This is a genomic window from Nostoc sp., from assembly GCF_036919495.1.
Lineage (GTDB): Bacteria > Cyanobacteriota > Cyanobacteriia > Cyanobacteriales > Nostocaceae > Nostoc.
Genome location: NZ_JBALBZ010000218.1, coordinates 44,058 through 70,298, shown reverse-complemented (window position 1 = coordinate 70,298; position 26,241 = coordinate 44,058). Strand labels below are relative to the sequence as shown.

General features: G+C 43.2%; 19 protein-coding genes and 2 pseudogenes. 12 read left to right on the top strand and 9 right to left on the bottom strand.

What is annotated here, in order from left to right:
- Positions 1–96 precede the first annotated feature (96 nt).
- Positions 97–687: pseudogene (locus tag V7K25_RS31385) on the top strand (hypothetical protein); the annotation flags it as partial.
- A 1,126-nt stretch (positions 688–1,813) separates the two neighbouring features.
- Here V7K25_RS31385 and V7K25_RS31380 read toward each other — a convergent pair.
- Positions 1,814–3,070 (bottom strand): DUF6745 domain-containing protein, encoded by a 1,257-nt coding sequence (locus V7K25_RS31380; RefSeq protein ID WP_335163803.1) that lies wholly within the window; start codon positions 3,068–3,070, stop codon positions 1,814–1,816.
- Positions 3,057–3,350, bottom strand: coding sequence for a hypothetical protein (locus tag V7K25_RS31375; protein ID WP_334937582.1), 294 nt, complete (start codon positions 3,348–3,350; stop codon positions 3,057–3,059). Before V7K25_RS31375 ends, V7K25_RS31380 begins: the two co-directional genes overlap by 14 nt.
- Before the next feature lie 428 nt (positions 3,351–3,778).
- Between V7K25_RS31375 and topA the strand changes: the two genes are divergently transcribed.
- The 6 genes from topA to V7K25_RS31345 all read left to right on the top strand — a co-directional run bounded on the left by topA (position 3,779) and on the right by V7K25_RS31345 (position 12,027).
- Positions 3,779–6,427, top strand: a complete 2,649-nt coding sequence (topA, locus tag V7K25_RS31370) for a type I DNA topoisomerase (protein ID WP_335163801.1) — start codon at positions 3,779–3,781, stop codon at positions 6,425–6,427.
- Positions 6,428–6,684: 257 nt separating this feature from the next.
- The gene (locus tag V7K25_RS31365) at positions 6,685–6,825 is read left to right on the top strand and encodes a hypothetical protein (protein WP_167407621.1); all 141 of its coding nucleotides are present in this window, start codon (positions 6,685–6,687) and stop codon (positions 6,823–6,825) included.
- 7 nt (positions 6,826–6,832) lie between these two features.
- Positions 6,833–7,327: a type II 3-dehydroquinate dehydratase gene (aroQ, locus tag V7K25_RS31360; RefSeq protein WP_335163799.1), complete on the top strand. Its 495-nt coding sequence runs from the start codon at positions 6,833–6,835 to the stop codon at positions 7,325–7,327.
- Between the two features lie 100 nt (positions 7,328–7,427).
- Positions 7,428–8,366 carry an ADP-ribosylglycohydrolase family protein gene (locus V7K25_RS31355; RefSeq protein ID WP_335163797.1) on the top strand — a complete coding sequence of 313 codons (939 nt, stop codon included), beginning with the start codon at positions 7,428–7,430 and terminating at the stop codon, positions 8,364–8,366.
- A 593-nt stretch (positions 8,367–8,959) separates the two neighbouring features.
- Positions 8,960–11,641: an HD family phosphohydrolase gene (locus V7K25_RS31350; RefSeq protein WP_335163795.1), complete on the top strand. Its 2,682-nt coding sequence runs from the start codon at positions 8,960–8,962 to the stop codon at positions 11,639–11,641.
- A 47-nt stretch (positions 11,642–11,688) separates the two neighbouring features.
- Positions 11,689–12,027, top strand: coding sequence for a hypothetical protein (locus V7K25_RS31345; protein ID WP_335163793.1), 339 nt, complete (start codon positions 11,689–11,691; stop codon positions 12,025–12,027).
- Between the two features lie 340 nt (positions 12,028–12,367).
- Here the strand turns inward: V7K25_RS31345 and V7K25_RS31760 are convergent, their stop codons facing one another.
- The 3 genes and pseudogenes from V7K25_RS31760 to V7K25_RS31330 form a co-directional block, all read right to left on the bottom strand.
- Positions 12,368–13,684, bottom strand: a complete 1,317-nt coding sequence (locus V7K25_RS31760) for a putative bifunctional diguanylate cyclase/phosphodiesterase (RefSeq protein WP_442948137.1) — start codon at positions 13,682–13,684, stop codon at positions 12,368–12,370.
- A gap of 12 nt (positions 13,685–13,696) precedes the next feature.
- Positions 13,697–14,035 (bottom strand): annotated as a pseudogene (locus tag V7K25_RS31755) (PAS domain-containing protein); the annotation flags it as partial.
- Between the two features lie 740 nt (positions 14,036–14,775).
- Positions 14,776–17,817, bottom strand: coding sequence for a hypothetical protein (locus V7K25_RS31330; protein WP_335163791.1), 3,042 nt, complete (start codon positions 17,815–17,817; stop codon positions 14,776–14,778).
- Positions 17,818–18,339: 522 nt separating this feature from the next.
- On the opposite strand from V7K25_RS31330, the gene V7K25_RS31325 reads away from it, so the two are divergent.
- Positions 18,340–18,486 (top strand): hypothetical protein, encoded by a 147-nt coding sequence (locus V7K25_RS31325; RefSeq protein ID WP_335163789.1) that lies wholly within the window; start codon positions 18,340–18,342, stop codon positions 18,484–18,486.
- Positions 18,487–18,538: 52 nt separating this feature from the next.
- Here the strand turns inward: V7K25_RS31325 and V7K25_RS31320 are convergent, their stop codons facing one another.
- Positions 18,539–19,195, bottom strand: a complete 657-nt coding sequence (locus V7K25_RS31320; RefSeq protein WP_335163787.1) for a TetR/AcrR family transcriptional regulator — start codon at positions 19,193–19,195, stop codon at positions 18,539–18,541.
- A 315-nt stretch (positions 19,196–19,510) separates the two neighbouring features.
- Between V7K25_RS31320 and V7K25_RS31315 the strand changes: the two genes are divergently transcribed.
- From V7K25_RS31315 to V7K25_RS31300, 4 genes are all read left to right on the top strand, one after another.
- Positions 19,511–20,464 carry a Rieske 2Fe-2S domain-containing protein gene (locus V7K25_RS31315; RefSeq protein ID WP_335163785.1) on the top strand — a complete coding sequence of 318 codons (954 nt, stop codon included), beginning with the start codon at positions 19,511–19,513 and terminating at the stop codon, positions 20,462–20,464.
- A 70-nt stretch (positions 20,465–20,534) separates the two neighbouring features.
- Entirely contained in the window at positions 20,535–20,747 is a 213-nt protein-coding gene (locus tag V7K25_RS31310) for a hypothetical protein (protein ID WP_335163783.1), read from the top strand.
- Between the two features lie 146 nt (positions 20,748–20,893).
- Positions 20,894–22,066: a cytochrome P450 gene (locus tag V7K25_RS31305; RefSeq protein WP_335163781.1), complete on the top strand. Its 1,173-nt coding sequence runs from the start codon at positions 20,894–20,896 to the stop codon at positions 22,064–22,066.
- Between the two features lie 29 nt (positions 22,067–22,095).
- The gene (locus V7K25_RS31300; protein WP_335163779.1) at positions 22,096–22,671 is read left to right on the top strand and encodes a Uma2 family endonuclease; all 576 of its coding nucleotides are present in this window, start codon (positions 22,096–22,098) and stop codon (positions 22,669–22,671) included.
- Positions 22,672–22,754: 83 nt separating this feature from the next.
- Here the strand turns inward: V7K25_RS31300 and V7K25_RS31295 are convergent, their stop codons facing one another.
- The 3 genes from V7K25_RS31295 to V7K25_RS31285 all read right to left on the bottom strand — a co-directional run bounded on the left by V7K25_RS31295 (position 22,755) and on the right by V7K25_RS31285 (position 25,879).
- On the bottom strand, positions 22,755–23,990 hold the full coding sequence (locus V7K25_RS31295) for a DUF445 domain-containing protein (RefSeq protein WP_335163778.1): 1,236 nt from the start codon (positions 23,988–23,990) through the stop codon (positions 22,755–22,757).
- Between the two features lie 207 nt (positions 23,991–24,197).
- The gene (gene ubiE, locus V7K25_RS31290; protein WP_335163776.1) at positions 24,198–24,902 is read right to left on the bottom strand and encodes a bifunctional demethylmenaquinone methyltransferase/2-methoxy-6-polyprenyl-1,4-benzoquinol methylase UbiE; all 705 of its coding nucleotides are present in this window, start codon (positions 24,900–24,902) and stop codon (positions 24,198–24,200) included.
- Between the two features lie 38 nt (positions 24,903–24,940).
- Positions 24,941–25,879: a response regulator gene (locus V7K25_RS31285; protein WP_335163774.1), complete on the bottom strand. Its 939-nt coding sequence runs from the start codon at positions 25,877–25,879 to the stop codon at positions 24,941–24,943.
- Positions 25,880–26,241: the final 362 nt, after the last annotated feature.

Below are 26,241 nucleotides of genomic sequence, written 5' to 3'. Positions count from 1 at the left end.
TTGCGGATACATAACTCTTCGTGATGTTGCCAGTGGTCAAATAATTAGGAACAGAGGAATAGCTCTCATTAGTACCAATGGACAGTTGGGAATCCTTCTAATTTTAGCCTCATAGCAATTGCTAACTTTGCTCCGGCTGATTTTGCTAGTGGTATTGTACCGAATGAGATTAAAGTTAACGGACGCAGTACGCAATTTACTTGGAAATTTGACGATAATGTTTCAGTCAAAAATCCATTTGGAGTGTTTACCAACACCGAACCTATTCGTCACACTGGCGTAATTCCGCGTCTTTTATTGCTAACACCAGCAATATTTTTGTGGTGGATATTGTTGTTATATTTGTCACTGCCAATGAGTTTTAAAAATATTGCGATCGCTGCTAGTATTTTCTTTGCTTGTCTATTGATGTTGACCTATCTAGCTCGCGTCATGAATGCTCAGTTAGCTTGGACTTTAATTTCTATTATCTTACTGTTTTTGACATGGGGATTGGGGGCAAGTCGCAGTGCTTCCCTTGCTGCTATTATCTGCACTATTGCTGGAGCGATATTACCCATCTTTGGATTATTAATACCGTTCAGTGGACTAACCCTCAGCCTCGCGGGTTTGCTTTCAGCCGTTTGGCTAGCAGTTCGTCACTGGTATGGATGGTACAGTTTGCATCCAAAAGACCAAAGATTATAGGGTTGTAGAAAAATACTAAATATAAAGTGATTCCACTATGATTAGCAAAGTTTTAGCAAATAGCACTTATGGATAACGATTTACTGACTTTTTTGGCTGCGGCTGGGTTACTCGTCCTCTATCTCATCTTTTCTGCATTGACTGAAATGGGAACTAAACTACCTTGGAAGAAATAAGCAGATGGGGGGATGAATCAAGGGATTAACAGTTATTAAAATCAAAAAATGTAAATTTAGCCTACTCAAAAAATTTACATTTTTAAACCTGATTAGGCTTGGAAAAAGGAATAAACATCCTTTAGGCTGAGTTAATATACTTATTGTTCGAGGGAGTGCCAAATGCGCGATCCACGGAAGAACCAGATTAAAATTGAGCCAGCAACCCTCGTATTAATTGTGTCCCTACTAATACTCTTGCCTCTACTGTTTGTTGGTTTTTTATCACAGTGAGCTAGTGAGGAATACTCGATAGATATATTCTCCCGACGTTTTTCATCAAATGTCCGGATAATATGGGACTTCCAAATAAAAAAATGTTCCAAAACTGAGGCAAAAACTCTCTCTATTTCTTCTCTCTGCGTTCTCTGCGCGGCAGTCGCTCATGGGGGAAACCCCCAAGACCGCGCTGCCTTGTCTCTGTGGTTCGTTTCTTGGAATAATTTATTTCTTGGAAGTCCCTATAGTTATGATTCCCACAGTCATTGCACCCCACCCCCAACTCTTCCCCGCTCTTCGGGCTACCGTGTACACACAAGTCTTGCCGCAGCCATATCTTTATTAATAAATCTGGCACTGCGTTTCTCTCCCGCCTCGGAATGAATTCCGAGTCTCATAGCTAAAGTCCACGCTTAGTGGACTGAATTAATTATTTAGTCCACGCTTAGTGGACTTGGGCTATCAGCCTTGAACTTCAGTTCTAGGCGGGATTGCCTGTCTGTGTGACAGTTTCACTCTGACAAAAATGTGGGTAGAGAATTTTTCGACTTGTGTATACACTGTAGGCTCTTTGGGAGGAGAGACAAAGCATAGCTTTGGCGGGGTGGGGTTCTTCAGGTTTAATAAGGAATCAAGCGGACATGATATAAGAGCAAAAATCAAACGCAGTAAAAATGCTCGGTTTGATAAACTCAGCTTTGCACAGCAAATTCTTCTGGATCTATTCCCCAATTTACCCAGCGAATTGCTTCACGCGCTGAGTTCATATTCGGTGGAACTCGCAAGACGTGAATAAACTCTGTACTAGGGCAAGTCATTTTTAACAAGTAAATTGGTTCTTCATCGACATCATTATCTATTTTTAATAGAGTATATTCTTTCCAAAAATCTAATTCAATTGCTTGTAATTCTTGGCAAATTCTGGCGTAACCAATACCCTGAATTAGTACTCGCCGCAGTTCGGCATTTTCTTCTGTTAAAAGCCAAATAGCTTCCCATTGCTGCGGGTGGATTTTACCGTATTTTTCAGGCAAAGTTACGCCGTGGTAGGAGTAGAGGCTATATCCATCAGTAAATTCAATGGCGGGTTCGCCTTCAGCGTGGAGGCGATTTTCATTGTCAAAGCGCAGGTGAAGCGGGCGATCGCAGATAATTGCTAATTTTTCAAAAGCAAAAGTCCAGCCACATTTTATAATCAATGATTGATAGTGCTGGAATTTTTTCAAATCATAATCAAAATTTAAAACCTTAAAATAAAAATCATATATACTACCTGATGTAGCCTTTCCATCTGGTTGCCAGCATTTATCATAAGCGTCTGTTATATCAATTTCCAAACGTGTTTTTAGAGAAGCCCTTAATCGCTTTTCAATACGGCTCGGTAATTTTCTCCAATATTGATTTTGTAACCTTTTGTTGATTTTGATCAGGAGTTCAGGCTTTAGATGCCTATAGAAGAGTCTATGTCCGTTATCCCAACGGTTACTATCCAATTCTAAGAAAAGACTCGCGTATACATCCATATCTGTTATTCTCTGAAATATTGGCGACTCTATTAATTCATGAAAAAAGTCTATTTGTTTAACAAACGGTTCTGGGAGAGGCTGAAATACTTTTTGCTGTTTTATTCGGCTGCTTATAAATGATTTTTTGCGGCTTATAAATGATTTATTTAATCTACTAATAATTGAGAATTCAAGTTTCTTTCTCAATTGGTCATTCTGATGGTCAATTTTATCTAGAAATATCTTACTGAAAGCAGCATACGGACTATCACAAAAAATAATCTCAGGTACTTCAAAGCCAAAGGCAGCATAAGCAACTTTTAAGGCTTCCGCCGCTTTTTCACGATCAATTCGCTCAGTTGAAAACGCGATCGCTCTCCACTTTTCCCGATAAACTGGAATTAAAGCCTCTTGCTCAGGCGTTAACTTCTCAATCAGCGACATATCGCCAACCTTCAGGCTCGTATTCCCGTTGAATTTTCACCATCCAGTCACCTTGGGGAATAGAAATAGCTTTATGCTCCTCATGGGCAAGCAATGCCGACTCGGAAAAGACACGCAAATAGAGTGTGCTATCTTTATCGTATAATTCTGCGTTCCCCTCAGTAATGCGATGCTTATGCCCTGTAACTTCGCCTTCTGCCAAAGTTAAGTGAGGTATTTTTTGTCCTTCAATTTGCTGCACAGGCAGTAAGATTACATCACCTTGGCGAATCGGTTTCATGGTTTTGCTTTCCTGGCATGGGTCAAACTCCACTTCGCTTTTGCTCTCAAGTTTGGTTTAATTTTGGCACAAGCTCTTAGGGATTGGACATTAGGCGTTAGGCAATACAATAGTTATTCTCTTCTCCCCTGCTCCCTCATCCCCCACTCCCCATTCCCTATGCCCTAATGATATTTTGAAAACTGTAGTCGCCAATTATGCGTTAGATAAGTTAAAGATTGAAATAGCTGGAAATTCACACCCAGCGTTTCCCTCCCCTAACCTCTGGGACAGACTGGGCCATAAGTTCAGCAGATTTTATCCCAAGCAGGCAGTTTATGTGAGGATTAAATCACTGCCCTAAGCGTGACCTTTTATCTTGACAATTTGCAAAAATTACCTCAATTTGACTGTTTAGCTTAGTAGCTCTTCTTTTTATTAAAATTTCCATGTCAACTCTCGTCATTGTCGAATCTCCAACCAAAGCTCGTACCATTCGCAACTACCTGCCAGCAGGCTATCGGGTGGAGGCGTCTATGGGTCATGTGCGTGACCTCCCCCAGTCGGCTAGTGAAATTCCTGCTGCCGTCAAAGGGGAATCATGGGCGCAGCTAGGGGTAAATGTGGACGCCGACTTTGAACCGGTGTATGTTGTCCCGAAAGACAAAAAGAAAATTGTTACCCAGCTCAAAGAAGCCCTCAAAGATGTAGATGAACTGATTCTGGCAACGGACGAAGACCGGGAAGGCGAAAGCATTAGTTGGCATTTATACCAATTGCTAAAGCCGAAAGTTCCGACTAAGCGGATGGTGTTTCACGAAATAACCCAAGAGGCGATCAAAAAAGCTCTGAAGAACTGCCGCAATATTGATGAGCAGTTGGTTCGCGCCCAAGAAACACGGCGGATCTTAGATCGACTCGTAGGCTATACTCTGTCTCCACTGCTATGGAAAAAAATCGCCTGGGGATTATCTGCTGGGCGAGTGCAATCTGTAGCTGTGCGACTTTTAGTCACTAGGGAACGCCAACGCCGCGCTTTCCATGAGGGTACATACTGGGATTTGAAAGCTAGTTTGTCAAAGGAAAAAACCCCCTTTGGTGCCCAACTGGTAACATTGGCAGGAACCAAAATCGCTAACGGCAGTGATTTTGACGCAACGACCGGACAAATTACCGCAGGTCGCAATGTCTTGTTGCTAAACGAAGACCAAGCTGTAGCCCTCAAGGAACGCCTAACAGGTAAAAACTGGAGTGTTACCGAGATGGAGGAACGCCCAGTGACGCGCAAACCGTCGCCACCGTTCACCACCTCGACGTTGCAACAAGAATCTAACCGGAAATTGCGTCTCTCAGCCCGTGACACGATGCGGGTTGCCCAGAATTTGTACGAGCAGGGGTATATTACCTATATGCGGACAGATTCGGTACATTTGTCAGATCAAGCGATCGCAGCTGCTCGGAGTTGTGTAGAAAAGCTTTACGGTCAACAATACCTTAGTCCCCAACCCCGGCAATACACCACCAAATCTAAAGGCGCACAAGAGGCGCACGAAGCAATTCGTCCAGCAGGTAGCACTTTTCGCACTCCCCAAGAAACTGGTTTGGGCGGTCGAGAACTTGCTGTCTACGATTTGATTTGGAAGCGGACTGTTGCCTGTCAAATGGCTGATTCTCGCCAAACTCAAATTACCGTGCAATTGCAAGTCGAGGATGCTGGATTCCGTTCTTCTGGCAAACGGATTGAATTTCCCGGATACTTACGTGCCTACGTCGAAGGTTCAGACGACCCAGAAGCAGCACTAGAAGACCAGGAAGTGATTTTGCCGAATCTGAAAGTCGGAGATCATCCGAATTGTACAGAGCTAGAAGCAGTTGGGCACGAAACCCAACCGCCAGCTAGATACACCGAAGCGACTTTGGTGAAAACCTTAGAAAGCGAAGGTATCGGTCGTCCCAGTACCTACGCCAGCATCATTGGCACCATCATCGACAAGGGTTATGCCCATTTAGTGAGTAACGCTCTTATTCCTACCTTCACCGCTTTCGCCGTCACCGACTTATTGGAAAAACATTTTCCGGACGTTGTTGATCCCAGCTTTACCTCGAAGATGGAGCAAACCCTGGATGACATTGCCACAGGTGAAGCAAAATGGCTACCCTACTTGCAGCAATTTTACCTGGGAGAGAATGGGCTGGAAACCCTGGTAAAAGAACGGGAAAGTCAAATTGATGCCACCAAAGCTAGGACTGTAGAACTAGAAAATCTAGATGCTAAAGTCCGCATTGGGAAATATGGCCCCTACATTGAAGTCGAAAACGGTGAGGGGGTTATCACCGCCTCAATTCCCAAAGACCTGACACCAGCCGACCTCGACCCCAAACAGGTTGAAGTATTGCTGCGACAAAAAATCACAGGCCCCGATCAGGTAGGTCGGCATCCCGAAACTGGCGAACCGATTTATGTGAAAATTGGTGCTTATGGGCCTTATGTCCAATTGGGTGACAAAACCGACGAAAACCCCAAACCAAAACAAGCCTCCTTACTCAAAGGTGTTACCCCAGAAACCGTTACCCTGGAAATGGCTGTTGGTCTGTTGGCACTACCCCGGACATTGGGAGTTCATCCAGTCACTGGCGGCAAAATCCAAGCAAGTTTGGGACGCTTTGGCCCTTATGTGGTTCATGACCAAGGTAAGGAGGGGAAAGACTACCGTTCTCTAAAAGCTGCTGATAATGTATTGACAATTAGCTTAGAACGTGCATTGGAATTATTGTCTGAACCCAAAAAAGGACGCAGTTCTACAAACAGCAAGTCCAAGGCAGCTTTACGCGAATTGGGTACACATCCAGATGATGGAGAAACAATTAACATCTACGATGGCCCTTATGGCCCTTACATTAAGCATGGCAAAACTAATGTGAGTATCCCAGAAGGTCAAACGGTAGAAAATATAACGCTGGCTGAGGCGCTGAACTTGTTGTCAGCTAAAGCATCGACAGCGAAATCGACTCGCAAAACGACTAAATCAACGACTTCTAAATCTAAGTCAACTGCTAAGTCAACAACTTCTGCGAAAAAAAAGGCAACTGAAGGTTAATTGCAAGTCAAGAGTCCAAAGTCCGATCCCTAACTCTTGACCCTTGATATCCATCCTTGATAGGATGCAGTTCAGTAGGTGCAAGTGTGATACTCTAAAAAGTAAGGGAAAACACAACGCCAAATTTTAGAAGTGGCTTATGTCCCAAACACGGGATTGTTTATCAGCCCGGTTGGAAGCCAGAGGTGCGAAAATATGCCAATTTCTGCGTACCTGTTAATCAAAAATTGAGGTAGTATCTCAGGAGCCGTCAGTTCATGGACTATATAGAAAAGGTGCTGGAAAAGGTTAAGGAATTAGCACGGAGGCTAATTGAGAGCCTTTTAGGGCCAGAGGCAGAACCGGAACCGGAACTGATTCCGATTCCTGTAAACGATCGCTCGCGTCGTCGCCACTAATCTCAAAGTGCTCAACTCGACGTTGCAACCCTTAAGCATTCTGGCACTGCATGGGCCAAACTTAAATTTGCTAGGACAGCGAGAACCAGGAATTTATGGTGCCTTGACTCTAGCTGAAATTAACCGCCTGTTAGAAGAAGAAGGATTCAAGATACAGGCGAAAGTTTTTTCTGTGCAGTCAAATCATGAAGGAATTTTAGTAGATACTATTCATGCCGCATTAGGACAACATCACGGGATTTTGATTAATGCAGGGGCATATACGCATACAAGTGTGGCATTGCGAGATGCGATCGCGGCTGTTAACTTGCCCACAGTCGAAGTACATCTGAGTAATATTTACCGTCGGGAAGATTTTCGCCATCATTCGTACATCGCTCCAGTAGCGATCGGGCAAATAAGTGGTTTTGGCGGACAAAGTTACTTGTTGGGCTTACAAGCTTTGGTGAATCATTTAAGAGAGACGCGATTAATCGCGTCTGTACAAGAGAAACGCGATTAATCGCGTCTGTACAAGAGTTAGGAATTTGTAGGTGGTAGTAAAGTTAGGAATTAGCAATATTTCATTAACTCCTCACTCCTCACTCTTAACAATATAGTTTATGCGTTACTCTCCTATAAGTCGGTTTAGAGGTACTTTACTCGGAGCATTGCTGGGGGAAAGTTTAGCCACTGGCGATATACAGTCTCAGAATTACCTGGATTTGGGCAGAATGGCGGTTCTAGGTACTGAGAGTTTGATTGTGTTGGGTAGATTAGATTTAGATGATTGGATAGCGCGTCAGCAACAAGAATCTCTTCATTTAGAAGCAACTGATGACATATCGATCAAAATAATTCTTGCGACACTACCAGTAGCACTTTTTTTTCACGAAAATCCGATTAAGCTCCGGCAAAACTTGCTGCATGTCCTAAAAATCTGGGAGGATGACCCAATAATAAGGGATGGAACGCTAGCAGTAGGATATGCGATCGCTCTTGCCTTAACTGAAAAACTCAACCCCCTAACCCTCATCCCACAAACAATTTCTTTTCTCGGACAAACACCGACATCAATACCAAAAAAATTATTAACAGTTCAGAATCTATTACAGCAAGGGGCAGGATTGTCAAGGGCGCAAGCTGAGTTTGCTAAGGAAGAACAACTCAGTAACACTATTGCTATGGCATTTTACTGCTTTTTGAGTACCTTGGAAGACTTTCGGTTGTCAGTTTTACGGGCTACTCACAATAGCAATTTCATGCAAGATGCTACCCCTCTAAACTTAGAGGCTACAGGTGCAATTACTGGTGCTTTATCAGGAGCATATAACGGTATAAGCGGAATTCCCATAAATTGGCAAGTCTTGCTCTTGCAGAAGAATTGTCCAACATGGGGACTAACTAGCCTTTCCCAAATGTTAAAATTGGCCGATGCATTTGTGGCGGTGTGGTCGGGAGTGTATGATCTTACCTTAAATCCAAGGGAGTTAACTGAGGAGGAATGTGAGGTGAATTTGCTTTCCGTTTACGCAGCTCCTCGCGTTATTCGGTCGCGTTAATCCTATTATTCACCGAACAACGCAACGGTGCGGGTACTAAACACTGAAGACTACTAAATCTAGCCAAAAACTAAAAAACTTATATACTAGAATTTTTCAGAAAAACTTTGGACTGATTCTGTAGGTAGCTATTGTGGCAAATCAGCTTTAATTAGGCTCCGTCAATGAAGAGGACAGGGGGCAGAGGGGAGAACCCCATACATTAGGGACTTCCAACTGAAAAAATATCCCATCGCATTTAGGGCAAGGGAGCAGGGGGCAGGGAGCAGGGGGAAAAACAGTAGTGTTGAGTCCAGAAATTGGGATAATTTATTTTTTGGAGTTCCCTTAAATGTAGGGCTGCTGGAACAAGGACGTATTATTTCTCACGCTTGCGCGCCCCGAAATAAATGTTTCTATCCTACGCATAAATAAATTTATTTGCTTGCTCTGAATCCCTCTTGGCAGGGTGAACTTAGAATCTTTCCCCTTTGCTCCCTGCTCCCTGCTCCCCTGCCTCTTCTGGTCACTGGAGTTGCGATAGCAGCTAATCAAACTTCCCTGATGATTGTCTTATTTTGAGCCATCAAAGTCAGCAATTGCAGGCAGAAATAATGAAAATAAAGCAATTTTTGCAGTTCTTAACCCAGCAATTAACTAACTGGCGGCGACAGTACAAAGGACTACGCCGTAAGGGAAAGTTAATGAGAAGTCCCAAAAGCAAAACCCATAGAAGGGAACTTCTAAGGACTGTGCTTAAGAATATAATTCTATTTTTATCAAAAACCAACGATAAAAGCGAGCGCCGAAAACAAGAAAGAGCGCTCCATTCAAAAACAAAATCGGTCAAAACTAAGAGTACTATTTATACAGTTGCTTTAGATTGGGTACATAAACAGCGTTCCTTGGTAATTTTAGCGATCGCTATAGTGTCCCTGACTGGTGTTATTGGGCATAAATTATACAACCAGACTCAAATTCAAGTAGGGAATCCCGCGCCCCAAACAATTACAGCGCCTTACACAGCTAGCATCGAAGATCAGAAAGAAACAGAATCACAGCGCCAAGCCGTTAGTCAAACATCCTTACAGGTGTTGATGATTAATGTGCGAATGAACGAACAAATCAACGAAAATTTGCAACAACTTCTAGATAATGGCAACGAAATTCGCGCCGTTGCTGGAGCTTTTCCTTTTTTTGATCCTGTAATTTTGTCCATCTCTACCCAGCGTTACCTCCGCTCTTGTCCTGATTCAGAATGGCAAGCAGTGCTAATAGCTGTAGAAAATACTAAAAATCAGCATAATAAAGGAACAGGACAAACCGCCGCCTCATCCGCACCCAATCAGGAACACCAACGGCGCACAACACCAACGCCACAGAAGACAAAGCCTGTTGATTTTTCTCAAAACACTGACTTTACTCAAGCAGTAGCAGAACTAGAATCTTACCGCGTCACTTCTGGTAAAAACTTGTCTTTAGTGATTTCCCAAATTTCCCAAGCACGGCAAAGATACACCCAAGCCACTGCCAAACTTTTACAGTTAGAGACTGTTACCCCAGAAGCAGTATATGAGGAATCCCTACTTTTGGATTTGTCAGATGAGGAGTGGGAAAAAACACAAATGGGAATCCATCAGAGTGCAGAGCGGATTCTCACCCAAGGCATCCCACAAGGACTGCCAAAAAATATCTTACAGGATGCGGTGAGTTTACAATTGCAATCCTTTGTACCAGAATCCGCCGAATCTTTGGCAAAGAACCTGTTGTTAGTTGTACTCAAGCCGAATCTGCAAAAAGATGAAGAACAAACCAGAGAAAATGCTGAAAAGGCTGCTGCTGGGGTGTCACCCGTGATGATGAAGGTACGGTATGGCCAGGTGATTGTCAGAAAAGGAGCGCCGATTACTGCATGGAACTTTAAGGTGCTGGATCATTATCACCTGGTTCGCCGGGAGGTAAAATGGCACGAGTTAGTGGAGTTAGCAGGCGTTATTGCGATCGCCATTGCCATTTTTGTCTGGGTAGAACGGCATGTCGATTACGAATTGCGACAACGCGATCGCTTATTAGTGTTATTGCTGACTTTGAGTGTGCCAGGATTGGTAACGATGGGATTGCCTTATACCACCTGGAGTGCCCTTGGTTTATTGTTGGGAAGCTTCTACGGCCCCACTTTGGGGTTGACAGTTGTCGGACTGCTGTTGCCAATATTAGCTATTAGCTTGGATATAAGCAAGGCTGCGCTTTTAGCTGGTGTAGGAGGGGGAATATTAGGTAGTTACATAGCGCAACGATTGCGCTCGCGTGAAGAATTGGCATTATTGGGGGTTGCGATCGCTTTAACTCAGGGCGGTATTTATCTGGTTGTTAAAATTTTAATTGGTCAAGCATTTGGTTCAACTTGGTATCTTGTCCTCCAAGAAGCCGGATTGTTTGCTTTATCCGGTTTAGGCTGGAGTGTTGTAGCTTTAGGCTTGAGTCCTTATCTAGAAAAAGTTTTCGATTTAGTTACCCCAATCCGTTTAGCGGAGTTGGCGAACCCTAACCGCCCTTTATTAAAACGACTTGCTACAGAGACTCCCGGAACTTTTCAGCATACGTTGCTTGTGGCTACCCTTGCTGAAGCTGCTGCCAAAGAACTAGGATGCAATGTTGAACTAGTCAGGGCTGGCACACTATATCACGATATTGGCAAAATGCACGACCCCCTTGGCTTTATTGAAAATCAAATGGGGGGGCCGAATAAACATGATACAGAGATTAAAGATCCTTGGAAGAGTGCAGAAATTATTAAAAAGCACGTAACTGAAGGGTTGGTGATGGCGCGTAAACACCTTTTACCGACAGCAATTCAAGCTTTTATTCCAGAGCATCAGGGAACGATGCTGATTGCCTATTTCCATCATCAAGCCCAGCAAATGGCTCAAGAAGATCCAAGTTTAACAGTAGACGACGCAGATTTTCGTTATGATGGGCCGATTCCCCAATCACGGGAAACAGGAATTGTCATGTTAGCAGATTCTTGCGAAGCGGCGCTGCGATCGCTCGAAGCATCGGCTAAACCTCTGGGAGAAAAGCGATCGCTTAAAGATGTTTCGACTGAACAAGCTTTAGCAATGCTTAATAATATTCTGCGTGCTAAATGGCAAGACAATCAACTCGTAGATTCAGGATTAACACGAGAAGAAATGTCAAAAATTGCCCAGATATTTGTAGATGTTTGGCAGCAATTTCATCACAAACGCATTGCTTATCCGAAGTTGAAGGCTAGTAGCGCTGTGCGGAATTCGTAATTAAGAAACTTAGTACAGCTTTGCGTAAAATTATTGTAGCGTTTTTAATGCAAAGGGACGCGTTGCCATTGTCACCCGATGCGTTGCCATTGTCAGCCGATGCATTGGCATTGTCACCCGATGCATTGGCATTGTCACCCGATGCATTGGCATTGTCAGCCGATGCATTGGCATTGTCACCCGATGCATTGGCATTGTCACCCGATGCATTGCCATTGTCACCCGATGCATTGCCATTGTCAGCCGATGCGTTGCCGTTGTCAGTCGATGCGTTGCCGTTGTCAGTCGATGCATTGCCATTGTTAGCCGATGCATTGGCATTGTCACCCGATGCATTGGCATTGTCAGATTTAATTCGTAACGAATTAATGAAATGCTGTACTTAGCTTTAATCTAGTTTCTGACTTTTCACTCTATGTGGAAAAACTAACGCGAAACCTAACCCCCCAACCCTCTTCCCTGGTAAAAAAGCTACGGTGTACACATAAGTCTCTTAACCTGCACCTTTATTGCATCGATCTTTTTTTGACCTGTGTGTACATCGTAGGGTAAGCAAGGGGGAGAATTCAAAGCCTCTCTCCTGCAAAGAGAGAGGTTTTCCAGATCCCGTGAAAAGTCAGAGTGATTTCAATACCGTTCGGTTAAGATATCTCTTCATTCAGACCGCAGAGGGGTAGGGGAGAGGTTACTCTCATGCTCCCGCGCTCCTTTGCTCCTCTGCCCGCCCTATTTCTTATCAGAACCGTATTGAGATGCAATTAATGTCTCTACTGAATTGCTATCCAGGGGTTGGGAGAAAAAATATCCCTGTGCATATTTGCATTTCGTCGCTCTAAGTTGTGCTAGCTGTTCCACTGTTTCTACGCCCTCCGCTACTACATCTATATTTAGACTCTGGGCTAGGGTGATGATCGCCTGAATAATCTCCGAGTTTTCGCCGTTAGCACCAATCTTGGCAATAAAAGAACGATCAATCTTCAAAGCATTAGTTGGAAAGCGGTGCAGGTAACTCAAGGATGAATACCCGATGCCAAAATCATCTAAGTGTAATTGGATATTCATCTGTTTCAGTTGCAAAAGCATAAAAGTTGCTGATTTAATATTATCCATAAGTACGCTTTCGGTAATCTCCAGTTTTAAATTGCTGCCTTCCAGATCAGTCTCTTGCATAATTTGGTTAATTTGTTCAATTAGCCCAGGTTGCGAAAACTGTTTAGTGGAAAGATTTACACTAATTGTCAAAGGTGGGTCAGCAGGAAATTGTATTTGCCAAGCACGCATCTGACGACAAGCCTCACGCAGTACCCAATAACCAATAGGGATAATCAGCCCAGTTTCTTCCGCTAGTGGAATAAAGCTGTCTGGAAAAACTAATCCGTGTTGCGGGTGCTGCCAACGAAGGAGAGCCTCAAAGCCAATAATCTTGTCAGTTTCTAATAAAACAATTGGCTGATAGTAAATCTCAAACTCTTGGCGTTCAACAGCCCATCGTAGACCCATCTCTAACTCTAATAGTTTCGTAACTTGGGTGTACATGGTTGAGTCAAATATCTCATGGCGTGCCTTACCCAATGTCTTAGCCCGATACATTGCAATATCAGCGTCGCGTAAAAGCTCCTCCGGTAGGTTGTAATTACCCTTACTTAGGGCGATGCCAATGCTGACGGTAGTAAATACCTCGTACCCGTTGAGTTGAAACGCAGATGTGAGAGCTTCGTGTATTCGCTCCACTATGCTTGTTGCTTCATCGGCGTTTTTGAGATCATCAAGCAAAATTGTAAATTCATCTCCTCCTAGACGGGCAATTGTGTCTCCAACACGCAGACAATTCTCCAATCTGCGAGCCAGGGCAGCTAATAGTTGATCCCCAATTGTATGGCCGAGACTATCGTTGACTACTTTGAAGCGATCTAGGTCTAGGAAGAGAACAGCAAATATATAGTTGGGACGTCGTTTTGTTAGCACGAGCGCCTGTTCTAGCCGGTTCATAAATAAGGCGCGGTTTGGCAGCCTGGTTAGCACATCGTGAAAGGCATCATGAATTAATTGCGCCTGTGCAAGTTTTAGAGCAGTAATATCGTGAGAAATACTCAATACACTTTGTACTGAGCCGTCGCTAGCCAGTTCAGGGACAAGGCGGGTATGGTAATGTTTTGTTTGGGAAGCGATCGTTAAACTGCATTCAAACTGAGTTTCTTCCTTAGTTTGGAAAACTTGCTGGAGCCTATGATCACATAGGAGGCAAAATTGTTCGGGCAGATTTAACTCTGGGTTTGTTTTGCCGATAAAAGTTTCGGCTGATATTCCTATAACCTTTTCAATAGCTGGATTAACGTAAACGTAGCGCAATTGAGTGTTAAATCTGGAAATTATATTAGGTGCATTTTCAACTAGTGCTTTAAATTCTTGTAGTAATTACACCATCACCAATACTTTTAAGTACGGTAGTCAGCCATTGCTTATTCTGTTTGAAGTTTTTTTGCGTCCGATGTTTGTCAAGGGCAATTTCAATAGCTAATTTTAATTTTTTAAATAGGTAAAACTTCAACTGCATCTCCCTGGAACAACGGAATTATTTGTTATTAGGATAAACTCAAAAAATAAGCCACCAGAGAATAGTAAACTCCCTGAAAAAATCCAGATTTAAAAATGTACTAATTTTAGTTATTTATCTGACCAAAATTTTCAATAGCAGAAAATATATTGATGTGATGTGTGAAGTATATCTATAAAGATAGAATAAAGCAAGTAAAAGTTAAATAACATACTAACCATGTATTTAAGCATTATTTATATAAGTGTTTGAATTCAGATATTGTCAAAAAGTTTTGGGAAGGAAAGCAAACTGGCGACCTGAATCCTTACTAACGTTTGATTTCGATATAAGAGTGAAAAAAGTGAGAATATATCGGGAATTTTGTATAACTTTAAGGAAAGAAATGAGCCGGAAGTCATTCATTATTCTTTGCAAATAAGCTGTAAGCCTTATAAATAGGTTTAGGGCGAACGCATCTAAATATTAAAGTATCCGCTCAATAAATCGGGGCGAACTACCAAATAAGTAACGATTTTACGCCATTTGAGGCTTGTCACTGAGCGATTTACCCCGGATTATTGAGCGGTTACCAAGCAAACTACGCTTGGATAATAAAATCAGATGCCTTGAGAATTGGCGCACCAGTTAGAGTCACAAATAAACCACCACTGCCGAAACCAGCCGTGCTGCCATTTTCGTTGTAGAACAACTGCCCACTCACAGGATCGTAAACAATTTTCGCCGTGCTAGTCCCCGCAGAAGAAGTGATTTCAAAATCACTCTCGTTACTAAAACCTATTCCCGCAACAGAAGTAATTGTATTAAAGGTAGCCTTATCCAGTACAATCTTGTCACTTTGTGTAGTGACTGCAAAAAATCCACTGTAGAACCCACTAATGCTATCTAGCCCAACATCAGCACTGTTAAAAGGAGCATCGGTATTGTAAAGGAATCTGTCAACACCCTCACCACCTGTGAGTACGTCATTGCCAGCACCGCCAACCAGAGTATCATCGCCAGCACCACCGATGAGGGTATCATTACCAGTTCCACCCCGTAGCAAATCATTGCCACTATTGCCGTTGATGATGTCATCACCTCCCTGACCATTAATCACATCGCCGGAGTCTTTAAAACCCGTAATGTTATTGTTAAGATCATTGAGGAATGTAACGGTGTTCGGGTTAAATAAGTCAGTTTGAGTGGAGTTGGCATCGAAGACATCAAAACTGTCAACGATACCTCTCTGGTTATCAAACAGGATATTGCCAATAGCTGGGCTGGTATCAGATGCTGGTAAATTATTCAGGTTTTCTAACAAGAAGTTTTCTAGAATGATTTTGGTATTGCTTGTATTTTCAAAAGTGAGTTCTAGATTGTTGCCATTTTGATTTAATTGCAGATTTTTAGCAGTCAATCCTAATCTAGTAAAATCCAAGGTATCAACTTCAGCAATTACCGCCGCTGATGGATTTAAAGTATCAACTTCAGGAATTGCCGCCGTTGATGGATTTGAAGTATCAACTTCAGGAATTGCCGCCGTTGATGGATTTGAATCAATATCTACGCTACCTACGCTCCCTACGCCGCCAAAGTCGGTTATGGTGTCAATGCCATCGCCTCTTGAGAAGATGAATGTGTCTTGACCACCATTACCAGTGAGCGTGTCGTTACCAGCTTTGCCCTCGATGATGTTGTTGTTGAATGTGCCGATGAGGATATCTGCATCAGGGGTGCCCGTAATCAATTTCTGGACAAAACCCAAAGTGGTGGTTGCTACTGCACTGGTGTTACTCACATCTTGGCCGTCATCGACGACAAACTCAATTGTGGTGTTAACAGTGGTAGCTGTGCTGTTGTAGGTAACGCTGCTGAGAACTTGTCGATAATTGGCAATGGTATCTGTGCCACTAAGAGTGAGAGTGCCTGTGGTGGGGTTGTAAATAGAGGTGATGTTGCCGATGGCAGTAGCATTAAGACTTTCGGTTGTGCCATTCAAGAGATTGGTAATGGTGATGGTGGCACCAGCTAGGGTAGTGCCATTGTCGTCTAGGGTGAAGTTGCTATCGATGATGGAGACGGGAGTACCGCTAAAGGTAGTGCTAAAATCAATACCCTGTGAGTTGCCGTTGAGGTCGAGAACGGGGGCGCGGTTGCCAAACACCAGATAGGTTTGCCCTGAGCTGATGTCGTTGGGGGAGGCAAAGGGTGCTGCGATAATCAGATCGTCAATACCGTCGCCATTGATATCTCCGGCACTGGCAAGAGAGTAGCCTGAACGGTCATCTGAATTGATACCGTTGATGGCAAAGCCATTTGTGCCGTTGAGGATGGAGAGGTTAAGTTGGGCATTAAAACCCTCCTTTCTGCCAAACACCACGTAGCTTTGCCCTGAATTGTTGCCGTTGGGGTCGGCAAAGGGTGCCGCGATAATCAGGTCATCAATCCCGTCGCCGTTGATATCTCCGGCACTGCTGACAAAACTGCTGAAGAAGCCGTCACCTTTATTGAAGCCGTTGATGACGAAGCCGTTAGTGCCGTTGAGGGTGGAAAGGTTGAATTGGGCAGCAAAACCCCCCTTGCTGCCAAACACCACATAGCTTTGCCCTGAATTGTCGCCGTTGCCGTCGGCAAAGGGTGCCTGAATAATCAGATCGTCAATACCGTCGCCGTTGATGTCTCCAGCACTGCTAACAGAGTTGCCTAAATGGTCATCTGGATTGATACCGTTGATGGCAAAGCCATTTGTACCGTTGAGGGTGGAGAGGTTGAGTTGGGCATCAAAACCCCCCTTGCTGCCAAACACCACGTAGCTTTGCCCTGAGCTGATGTCGTTGGGGTCAGCAAAAGGTGCCCCAATAATCAAGTCGTCAATGCCGTCGCCGTTAATGTCTCCGGCACTACTAACAGAGTTGCCTAAGGAGTCATCTTCATTGATGCCGTTGATGGTGAAACCATTAGTGCCATTGAGGGTGGAGAGGTTGAGTTGGGCAGTAAAACCCCCCTTGCTGCCAAATACCACATAGCTTTGCCCTGAAGAGGTACCGTTGGGGGAAGCAAAGGGTGCCCCGATAATCAGGTCGTCAATGCCGTCGCCGTTGATGTCTCCGGCACTGCTAACAGAGTTGCCTGAGGAGTCATATTGATTGATGCCGTTGATGGTAAAACCATTAGTGCCGTTGAGGGTAGAGAGGTTGAATTGGGCATCAAAACCCCCCTTGCTGCCAAACACCACGTAGCTTTGCCCTGAGGTGATGCCGTTGGGGGAGGCACCATCTGCCCCGATAATCACGTCGTCAATGCCGTCGCCGTTGATGTCTCCGGCACTGCTAACAGAGTTGCCTAAATGGTCATCTGGATTGATGCCGTTAATGGCAAAGCCCGACCTGCCGTTGAGGGTGGAGAGGTAGAATTGGGCAGCAAAACTTTCTTTGCTGCCAAACACCACGTAGCTTTGTCCTGAAGAGGTGCCATTAGGCTTGGCACCATTTGCCCCGATAATCAGGTCGTCAATACCGTCGCCGTTGATGTCTCCGGCACTGCTAATAGAGTTGCCTAAACGGTCATCTGGATTGATGCCGTTGATGGCAAAGCCATTTGTGCCGTTGAGGTTAGATAAGTTGAAAGCTGAATTTGCCATGAGTTCGTCTTTTTGTTTTGAAAACTAAAATTTTGGTGTTTGGAACTCGAAGTTTAATGTTCTGTTCTGGAAGTTTGGTGTTCCAAGCTGATTACGCTGATGCGTAGGCGTAGCTTGAGTGAGTTAATTTGACCGACTACCTGAATTTTTGCCAAACGCTGCTATTGGCGCTGCTCTTTTTTGATATAATATTGACTCCGGCTCATTAGTTTAGTTATAATTAGGCGGAAAAATGCAGAAAGCCCAAAAATCCTTGCCCTTTGCAACCCTTACGCTGCCTACTAGACGGTTTAACTTAGTGCCATTCGAGTCTAGTATGCTTGATGTTTTCGTAATCGTTGAAGTATAAATTACAAACCCCACTAATTATGAAGGGTGGTGAGTAATGGATCAAGTTGACGCTGCCTTGCTCTAAAATCTTGATCGGATACCCAAAATTTTCTTGCTAATTGTCTTTTTTGAAATACTTTTCTTGATTTTGGTTCGCTTCTTGAAACCAAAGCGTCCCTCTGTGCAATTGTCGTGTTAGCAGATACTTGTGAAGCGGCGCTGCGATCGCTCGAAGCATCGGCTAAACCTTTGGGAGAGAAGCGATCGCTTAAAGATGTTTCGACTGAACAAGCTTTAGCAGTGCTAAATAATATTCTGCGTGCCAGCTACTTCCGCTAGTTTTTTATTATGACGCTTTGGCACGCCTACGCAGTTTCCCAATATTCAATCTTTAATCTTCAGTACGTCGCACACCAGCCAAAATAAAATTAACTGCTGCTTGAGTATGCTGCTCAATCATTTCTGGACTCAGCAGTTGCAAATCGGGTCTAGTATGCTTGATGTTTTCGTAAGCGTTGAAATATAAATTACAAACCCCAATAATATGAAGAGTGGTGAGAAATGGATCGATCTGACGGAAACAACCTTCTGCCATCCCCCGCTCTAAAATCTTGATGAGATAGCTAAAATTTTCTTGCCAATTCCCTTGTTTGAAATACTTTCCCTGATTTTGGTTTGCTTCTTGAAACCAAAGCATTCCCCGGTGCGGGTGAGTAGCTTCATAAGCGATCGCTTCTTTGACAAGCACCTTCAACGCCTCCTGTGGTGGGAACTGATCCAGATTTAGCTGCTCAAACCCTTCGTGCATCTCCACCGCAGGACGTTGCAGAACAGCTTCATATAGTCCTTCCTTGCTCTGGAAGTAGTAGTAAATCATCGCTGTGGTGACACCTGCACCTCTAGCGATCGCTTCTGTCCGCGCCCCACTAAGTCCATTTCTGGCAAACTCCGCTTCTGCTGCATCGAGAATCTGCTTTTTCGTCGCTTCTGCATCGCGCACCTGACGCGGCTTTTTAGCTGAGAATTTTGACTGCGTTGAACGACCCACGTTCCTCCATCATCATAACGAAAATATATTAACTAAAAAATTGGTTAGTAGTTGACATAGAAGATGAAATTTATTAAATTATTACTAACTAAAAAATTAGTTAGTTGATTGCATAATTCAGCAATGCAGTAGCCAAAATTAGCCGATCAAATGCGCGGTTGTATTAGTTCGTCCATTGCAGATAAGACTTTAATTATCCCAATTTGTATTCAAAAGAGTGATGTAGGACGGGCGACACCAAGTTTTAATATTGCGTGACGTTTTACCAACTCATCTAGAGATTTTTCAATAAATTATCAATATTTTGGAGGAAAAATGGAACCAATTTTACCAGGTGCACCTTGGTTAATCGCGCATAAATCTACATTAGGAGTGAATAACCCGAATAAAATCACATTAAATGGACAGGATTATGTCATTTGGCAAAACCAAAAAGGCGAAGTGTTTGCCCTTGATAACATTTGTCCACACATGCAAGCACCATTATCAGACGGCTGGGTTTGTCAAGAGAGAGATACTATTACTTGCCCTTTTCATGCACTAGAATTTGATGGACAAGGCAGACTACAGCAAAGAGAAAGTAAGGACACTCAGCCAATTACCAAACCATTAGAGCTAATTATTAGCAATGATTGTATCTGGACGTATGCCGAATTTGAGCCAAGATTGCCCATCCCAGACTTGCATCAAAAAATTGTCGATGAATACGAGTTCATGGGAGTAACTGGGGACAAAAGTATTCACGGTGATTTTTTGACTAATTTGATGGTTAACTATGACTATAACCACCAAAATGGGACTCATAAAGAACTATTTAAAATTACATCTTGTAATGTAAGCTCTTTTGAAGAAAAAGGATACTATGCCACAGTCAAGCAAGAACTGAAGAGAGCCAATAATACGCTAGGAGAAATTATCAAAAATCCTATTTTGGGAATCTTCCCTAAAACTCTTAATAATAGACTCGAATACGCATTTCCTTCAACTACAGCTTTTTTTGCGAAAACGCCTATTGGTGATATTGCTCAAATTCATATTCTCTACCCGGAAACAGATAAAATCACCAAGACGTTTATTTTGATGTATGCCAAAGTTGTTAATCCTTTGATGAAATTTCTGTTTCAAAACTTAGTTTTACAAGCAGCAGCCACAGTTATCGAACAGGATACAGGTGCAGTTGAAAGTTTGTATCCTCGGCAAAAACCAAAAATTAGATTGCCAAATGAAGAGATTATGTTCTATGCAGAAAGACTCTACCGCGAGTGGTAATTTAGATTTGCAAAACCTAACTGCGTTTTACAATTAAACTGTAGCTAATTACTGCTGGAGGTACTCAAATATGCGACAGCTAAAATCCGCCGAAGAAATACCTGGTAGCTATGGCTTGCCCATCTTGGGGGAGACTTTGGAAATATTTCGGAGTTCAGAGTTGTATTTATGGCGAAGATTCCAGCAGTATGGTTCAGTTTTTAAGACGAGCGTCATGGGACGTAAACGTGCTTATTTAATTGGCCCTGATGCGAATGGCACTAAGAAAAGGGAAAATCGTTGAGGCAGCAGGGGTGCAGAGGAGCAAAGGAGCAGGGGAGAAAGAAGAAGGAAGAAGCATACGGAAAAAAGCAAGAGAAATTCTCCTCTGCCCCTCTGCCCCCCTGCTCCTCTGCAATCCTTACGCCGCCTACCCTTCAGCTTAACTTAGTGCCATTCGGCCCTGATGCTAATCGGCTGGTGCTTGTAGAACAGGCAGAACACATGTCGTCACGGATAGGGTGGTATTTCTTAGAATCAACATTTGGCAACAATATTTTATTACAAGATGGGGAAGAACATCGCCTAACTCGTCGCTTAATGTATCCAGCATTTCACGGAAAAGCGATCGCTACATATTTTGACACCATCGAAAATATTGTGCAAGACTTCCTCAAAGATTGGGGACAGAGAACGATTCCCTTAAATTCTAGTTTCCGCCAGCTTACCCTGATGGTTGCTACTCGCCTGTTCTTGGGAAGTCAGAACAAGAGCGAAGTTGAGCAAACTAGTCAGTGGTTTAAACAACTGCTAAATAGCAGTATGGCAATATTCAAATTGAATGTCCCTTTTACTTTATATGGCCGCGGTCAAAATGCTAGAGGTAAGTTAGTAGCTTTCTTGCGTCAAGCCATTGCACAGCGTATCGAGCAAGGTAACTTAGAGGAATCAAAAGATGTTTTGGGATTGTTGCTAGCAGCTGTTGATGAAGACGGCAATAAATTGAGCGAAGCACAGATAATCAACGAGGCATTGCTACTGCTATTTGCTGGACATGAGACAACAGCCTCTTTGCTGAGTTGGGTAATATTTGAATTAGGTAATCACCCAGAATGGCGAGAGCGACTGCGCCAAGAACAATTAGCAGTTGTGGGAAATAATCCCCTTAACCTGTCTCATCTCAAACAACTTCCAGATTTAACCAACGTCTTAAAAGAAGTAGAAAGGCTTTATCCGCCAGTGTATGCCTATAATCGTGGAGTTCTTAAAGATATTGAGTATGCAGGTTATCGCATTCCTGCTGGTTGGTTTGTGACTATCTCGCCGATGTTGACTCACCGTCTACCAGAACTGTATACCGATCCCGATCGCTTTGACCCGGATCGCTTTGCAGCACCTCGTGAAGAAGATAAGAAACATCCTTTAGCACTAATGGGTTTTGGTTATGGTTCGCACCGATGTTTAGGCATGGAATTTGCCCAAATGGAAATGAAAATTGTGCTTTCTACACTGCTTCGCCATTATGATTGGACAGTAAAACCAGATTATTCTGCGATCGCTCCAATTCGTCAGCCTTCTAAAGTTAAAGATACTCTAGAAGCATATATGTCAACCCAGTGCTAGGCTACAGTTAGCAAGATTAAGAGGCAACTATGACTGCCCTGATTCTGAACCTCAGCCCCACCATTGAATTAACAGATGAGCAGTTCTTCCAACTGTGTCAGAATAATCGAGATTTGCGACTTGAGCGCACGGCAGAGGGAGAATTAATTATCATGCCACCAACTGGATGGGAAAGCGGAAATCGTAATAGTAGACTGACACAGCGCTTAGGTAATTGGGCTGACGCTGATGGTACAGGTTTGGCTTTTGACTCTTCCACAGGTTTCAAACTCCCTAATGGTGCAAATCGCTCTCCAGATGCATCTTGGGTGATCCGAAAGCGATTAGAAGCCCTGAATCCAGACCCCGACAGATTCCTACCGATCGCTCCAGATTTTGCGGTAGAATTACGCTCTGCTTCAGACAGCTTAAAGACTGTGCAACAAAAAATGCAGGAGTATATTGACAACGGTGTACGTTTAGGCTGGCTGATTGACCCCCAGAATCAACAGGTGGAAATTTACCGCCCAGGACAGGATATTGAGGTTTTGCGCTCGCCAACTAGCTTATCAGGAGAGGATGTATTGCCTGGGTTTGTGCTTGATTTGACGCAGATTTTGAGTTAGGCGATCGCTCAATTTCACTCATTTCACAATCTGGGCAACTTGCGACTCTAATTTGATAAAAATTTACAGTCAAAAACACAAAATCAATATTGACTAAATATTAAAAACCCTGTCTGCAATAACCCGATGACAAAACCCAAAACACCACCTAAAGTTACAATCGCTTGCAATTCATTTTTCACAATTCCTTCGATTGCAGCTTCTAAATCAGCCGGTGAAGTAGATTTTACCCGATCAACTATCACTTGATCTATCGACAAAATTGGAATTGCTTGCGCCACAATTACTTCTAAATCTTTTTCCAAATACTTATCTAATATTAAAGCCAACTCTTGACTCATCACTTCTAAAGAAGTACTGACAACAGGTGAAGTACTCAGACGATTCAGCAGGACTACAGCAATATTTTCCCAATCAACAGAATCAGTTAATCCTTGTAAAAAATCGCTGCCACTGTTTTGTAGGTAATGGCGGACACTTTCGCGGGTAGTCTTTCGGAGTTGTCGCACCGTCCCCATTGGCAAGTTTTGTAATGATAAATTTTGCAATAATTTCCGAATGCGATCGCGGATTTGCAAATCTTTAGTCAATTCTTCCAAACGAGTATTAGCAGCCTCTTTTTCATCCAAACAAAAAGTTCGTAGTCGCGTGAGAGTATTACGTAAGCCAAACAAATTTGCTACTACCCAATAAGTCCCACTGGTTTTTTCGCGGAAGCCTTCATCAATAATTTGAATTGTGCGATCGGTCAAAAAATCAACTATCGTCTGCCGCAGCACATCTGGCGGTAAAACTGCTTGCAACAACCAATCAGCAAGCCGCGTGGCTTGTTCTTCACTCAATTGAAATTCTAGCAATATCTGGTCAAAAATTTGATTGATCTGCGCTTCCAAAAAGTCTTCACGTCGCGCTAAAACCTTGAGTAATCGTGGCAAGGATTCTCCTATTAAATCCCGCAAAATCCCCGCCACAATTTTGGCACTTTTCTCGTTTTTATCTGTTTTAATTTGTTCAATCGCCAGGCGCAACAACCAGAGAATTGCTCCTTGTACGCGTTCTGTTTGCAACAAACGCCGCGCCAGATTTTGCAATTCTTGTGGTGTCAACAGTGACCCCATGATTGTCTTAGAAATGTTCAGAGCTAAACGTTCCTGGTTGCGGGGAATCAATCCAGGAGTGAAGGGTACTCTTCGTCCAGCAATGTAAATTGCTCGGTAAGGACGGAACAACATTTTGATGGCTATATCATTTGTGAAATAGCCGATAATTCCACCCAGTACCGGGGGAGACACATAAAGCCAAAGATGAGACCAGTCCAAGGGAAGAATTAAAAAAGTTAGGAGTTAGGAGAGACGCGATTAATCGCGTCTGTACAAGAGTTAGGAGTTAGGAGAGACGCGATTAATCGCGTCTGTACAAGAGTTAGGAGTTAGGAGAGACGCGATTAATCGCGTCTGTACAAGAGTTAGGAGTTAGGAATGATAAATTTTAAATGAGAATTTATCACTACTCATAATTCATAACTTTTAACTAATAACTCCTAATTTACTAAGCACTAGCACTCCCATCATACCGTTCGCAATGGGGTAGTGTGTGGCAACAGCAAAACCAACTTGACGCGCTAACTCTATTTGCTCTCTCCCTATGGGAAAGCGGTCTAAGCTAGGGCTGATGTAAGCATATTCTTCTTTTAACCCTAAATAACTGGCAACTGGCACTACAAAACTGTCCAGATACAACTGCTGAAAGGCACGTAGCTGAGGATTATTCGGTCGATGAAAGTCCAAAATTGCGGCTTTAGCACCCGGCTTCAAAACCCGATATAACTCTTGGAGACTGCGGGAAATATCTTTAACATTTCTTAAACCATAGCCCATTGTTGCGGCATCAAATTGGTTATCCTCAAAGGGTAAATTTAGCACGTCGGCTTCTATCCAGGCGATCGCAGGTTGGGGATACTGCCACTGTGAGCGTAATGAAGCTTTTTCTAGCAGGTTGGAGGAAAAATCTACTCCGTAGACCTGTCCTGTTGCCCCTACACGCCGTGCCAGACGTAAGGCTAAATCACCACTACCGCAACACAAATCTAATGCAGTATCACCCGATTTAGCTGCACTCCATTTCACTGCCATTTCCTTCCATATTCGATGCTGTCCCAGACTCAACCAATCGTTCAACTGGTCATAAACCGGAGCAATACGGTTAAAAATGGATTGAATTTCGTTAGTCATTGGGTATGGGGCATTGGGCATTGGTTTTTGACTAATGACTAATGACAACTAGTAAGAGCGATCGCTATCAGTTGGGCTGATAAATTAATTAGCATTAATTCATCTTCCCGTAAAGTGCAGGGTTGTTTCCACTGTAGGGATAATACGCCCAAAAGTTGATTACGGTAGCTAATTGGGATAACTAAATGTGCTTGCACACCCGTATTTTTGTAGTGAATAGCATCAACTAATTTAGTGTCTTTAAGTATATTTAAGGAAACTTGCATTTGCCCGGTGGCGATCGCTTCCTTTGTGAGTGGGTCAAGATATAGCCAATTCTCAATTGTAACTGTATCGGTGTAAGTTCCTTGAGTCGCAATCAGAGTATTTCCATCTGTAAGTTGTAGAATACACCCATCTGTTCCAAAAGTATCACTCACAGCCCTAGCAATTGGAGCGAGAGTTTCTTCTAAGCTAGAAGCTGCTTGAGTTATCTGTACCAAAACACTCAGCAGGGCTATTTGAGCATGAGAACGGCGTAATTCTTCTGTACGTTGCTTGAGCAAGTCGTAGGTTTCTGCTGCTCTTTGCACCACTGCCTTCAGTTCGCCTGGGTCCCAAGGCTTAGTAATATATTTGTAGACTTGCCCTGCATTAATCGCCTCTACCAAGTCTTCAATATCAGTAAATCCGGTGAGAATTATCCTAACCGTATCGGGAAACTGAGGTACAGTCTTGCTGAGAAACTCAGTTCCTTTCATTTCTGGCATCCGTTGATCGGAGATAATCACCGCTACCTCCCCCTCTGTTGCCAAAACTTCTAGAGCGTTCACCCCACTATCAGCTTTTAGAACATTAAAGTCGCGTCGAAAGGTACGATAAAGCAGATCGAGATTATCTGGCTCATCGTCAACTACCAGGATTTTCAGCTTTTTTGGTTGTTGGAGAGTCATTACTTGATATTGGAGTTTATCAATTTCGAGATTGGGCTTATCCATTAAGATATTTCCTTTAAATAATTCATTATCTTGTTATATTCCATACCAAGCTTAGTTGAGAATAGCTGAAATTTATCAAGGGTTTTTACGGAGTTAGCTAGCATATTTAAATACGGCAAAGTGAGTGTCACAGAGGATATTTGCCTGCTTAAATATCTGAGGTAAGAAAAAATTGCACAAGCAGAATTAACTAGATAAGTTTCTACAGATCAACTCAAAGCAGTAGTTATACTTAAAACTTGCACTAGTCCCAACAACCGCATCAGAATGAATTCTGAGGCTATTAGCTTGCATTCTTCTAAAAGATCGCTCTATAAGGATTAGAGTCCATTTAAGTGGACTTGCGCTAAAAGCCTGTGAAA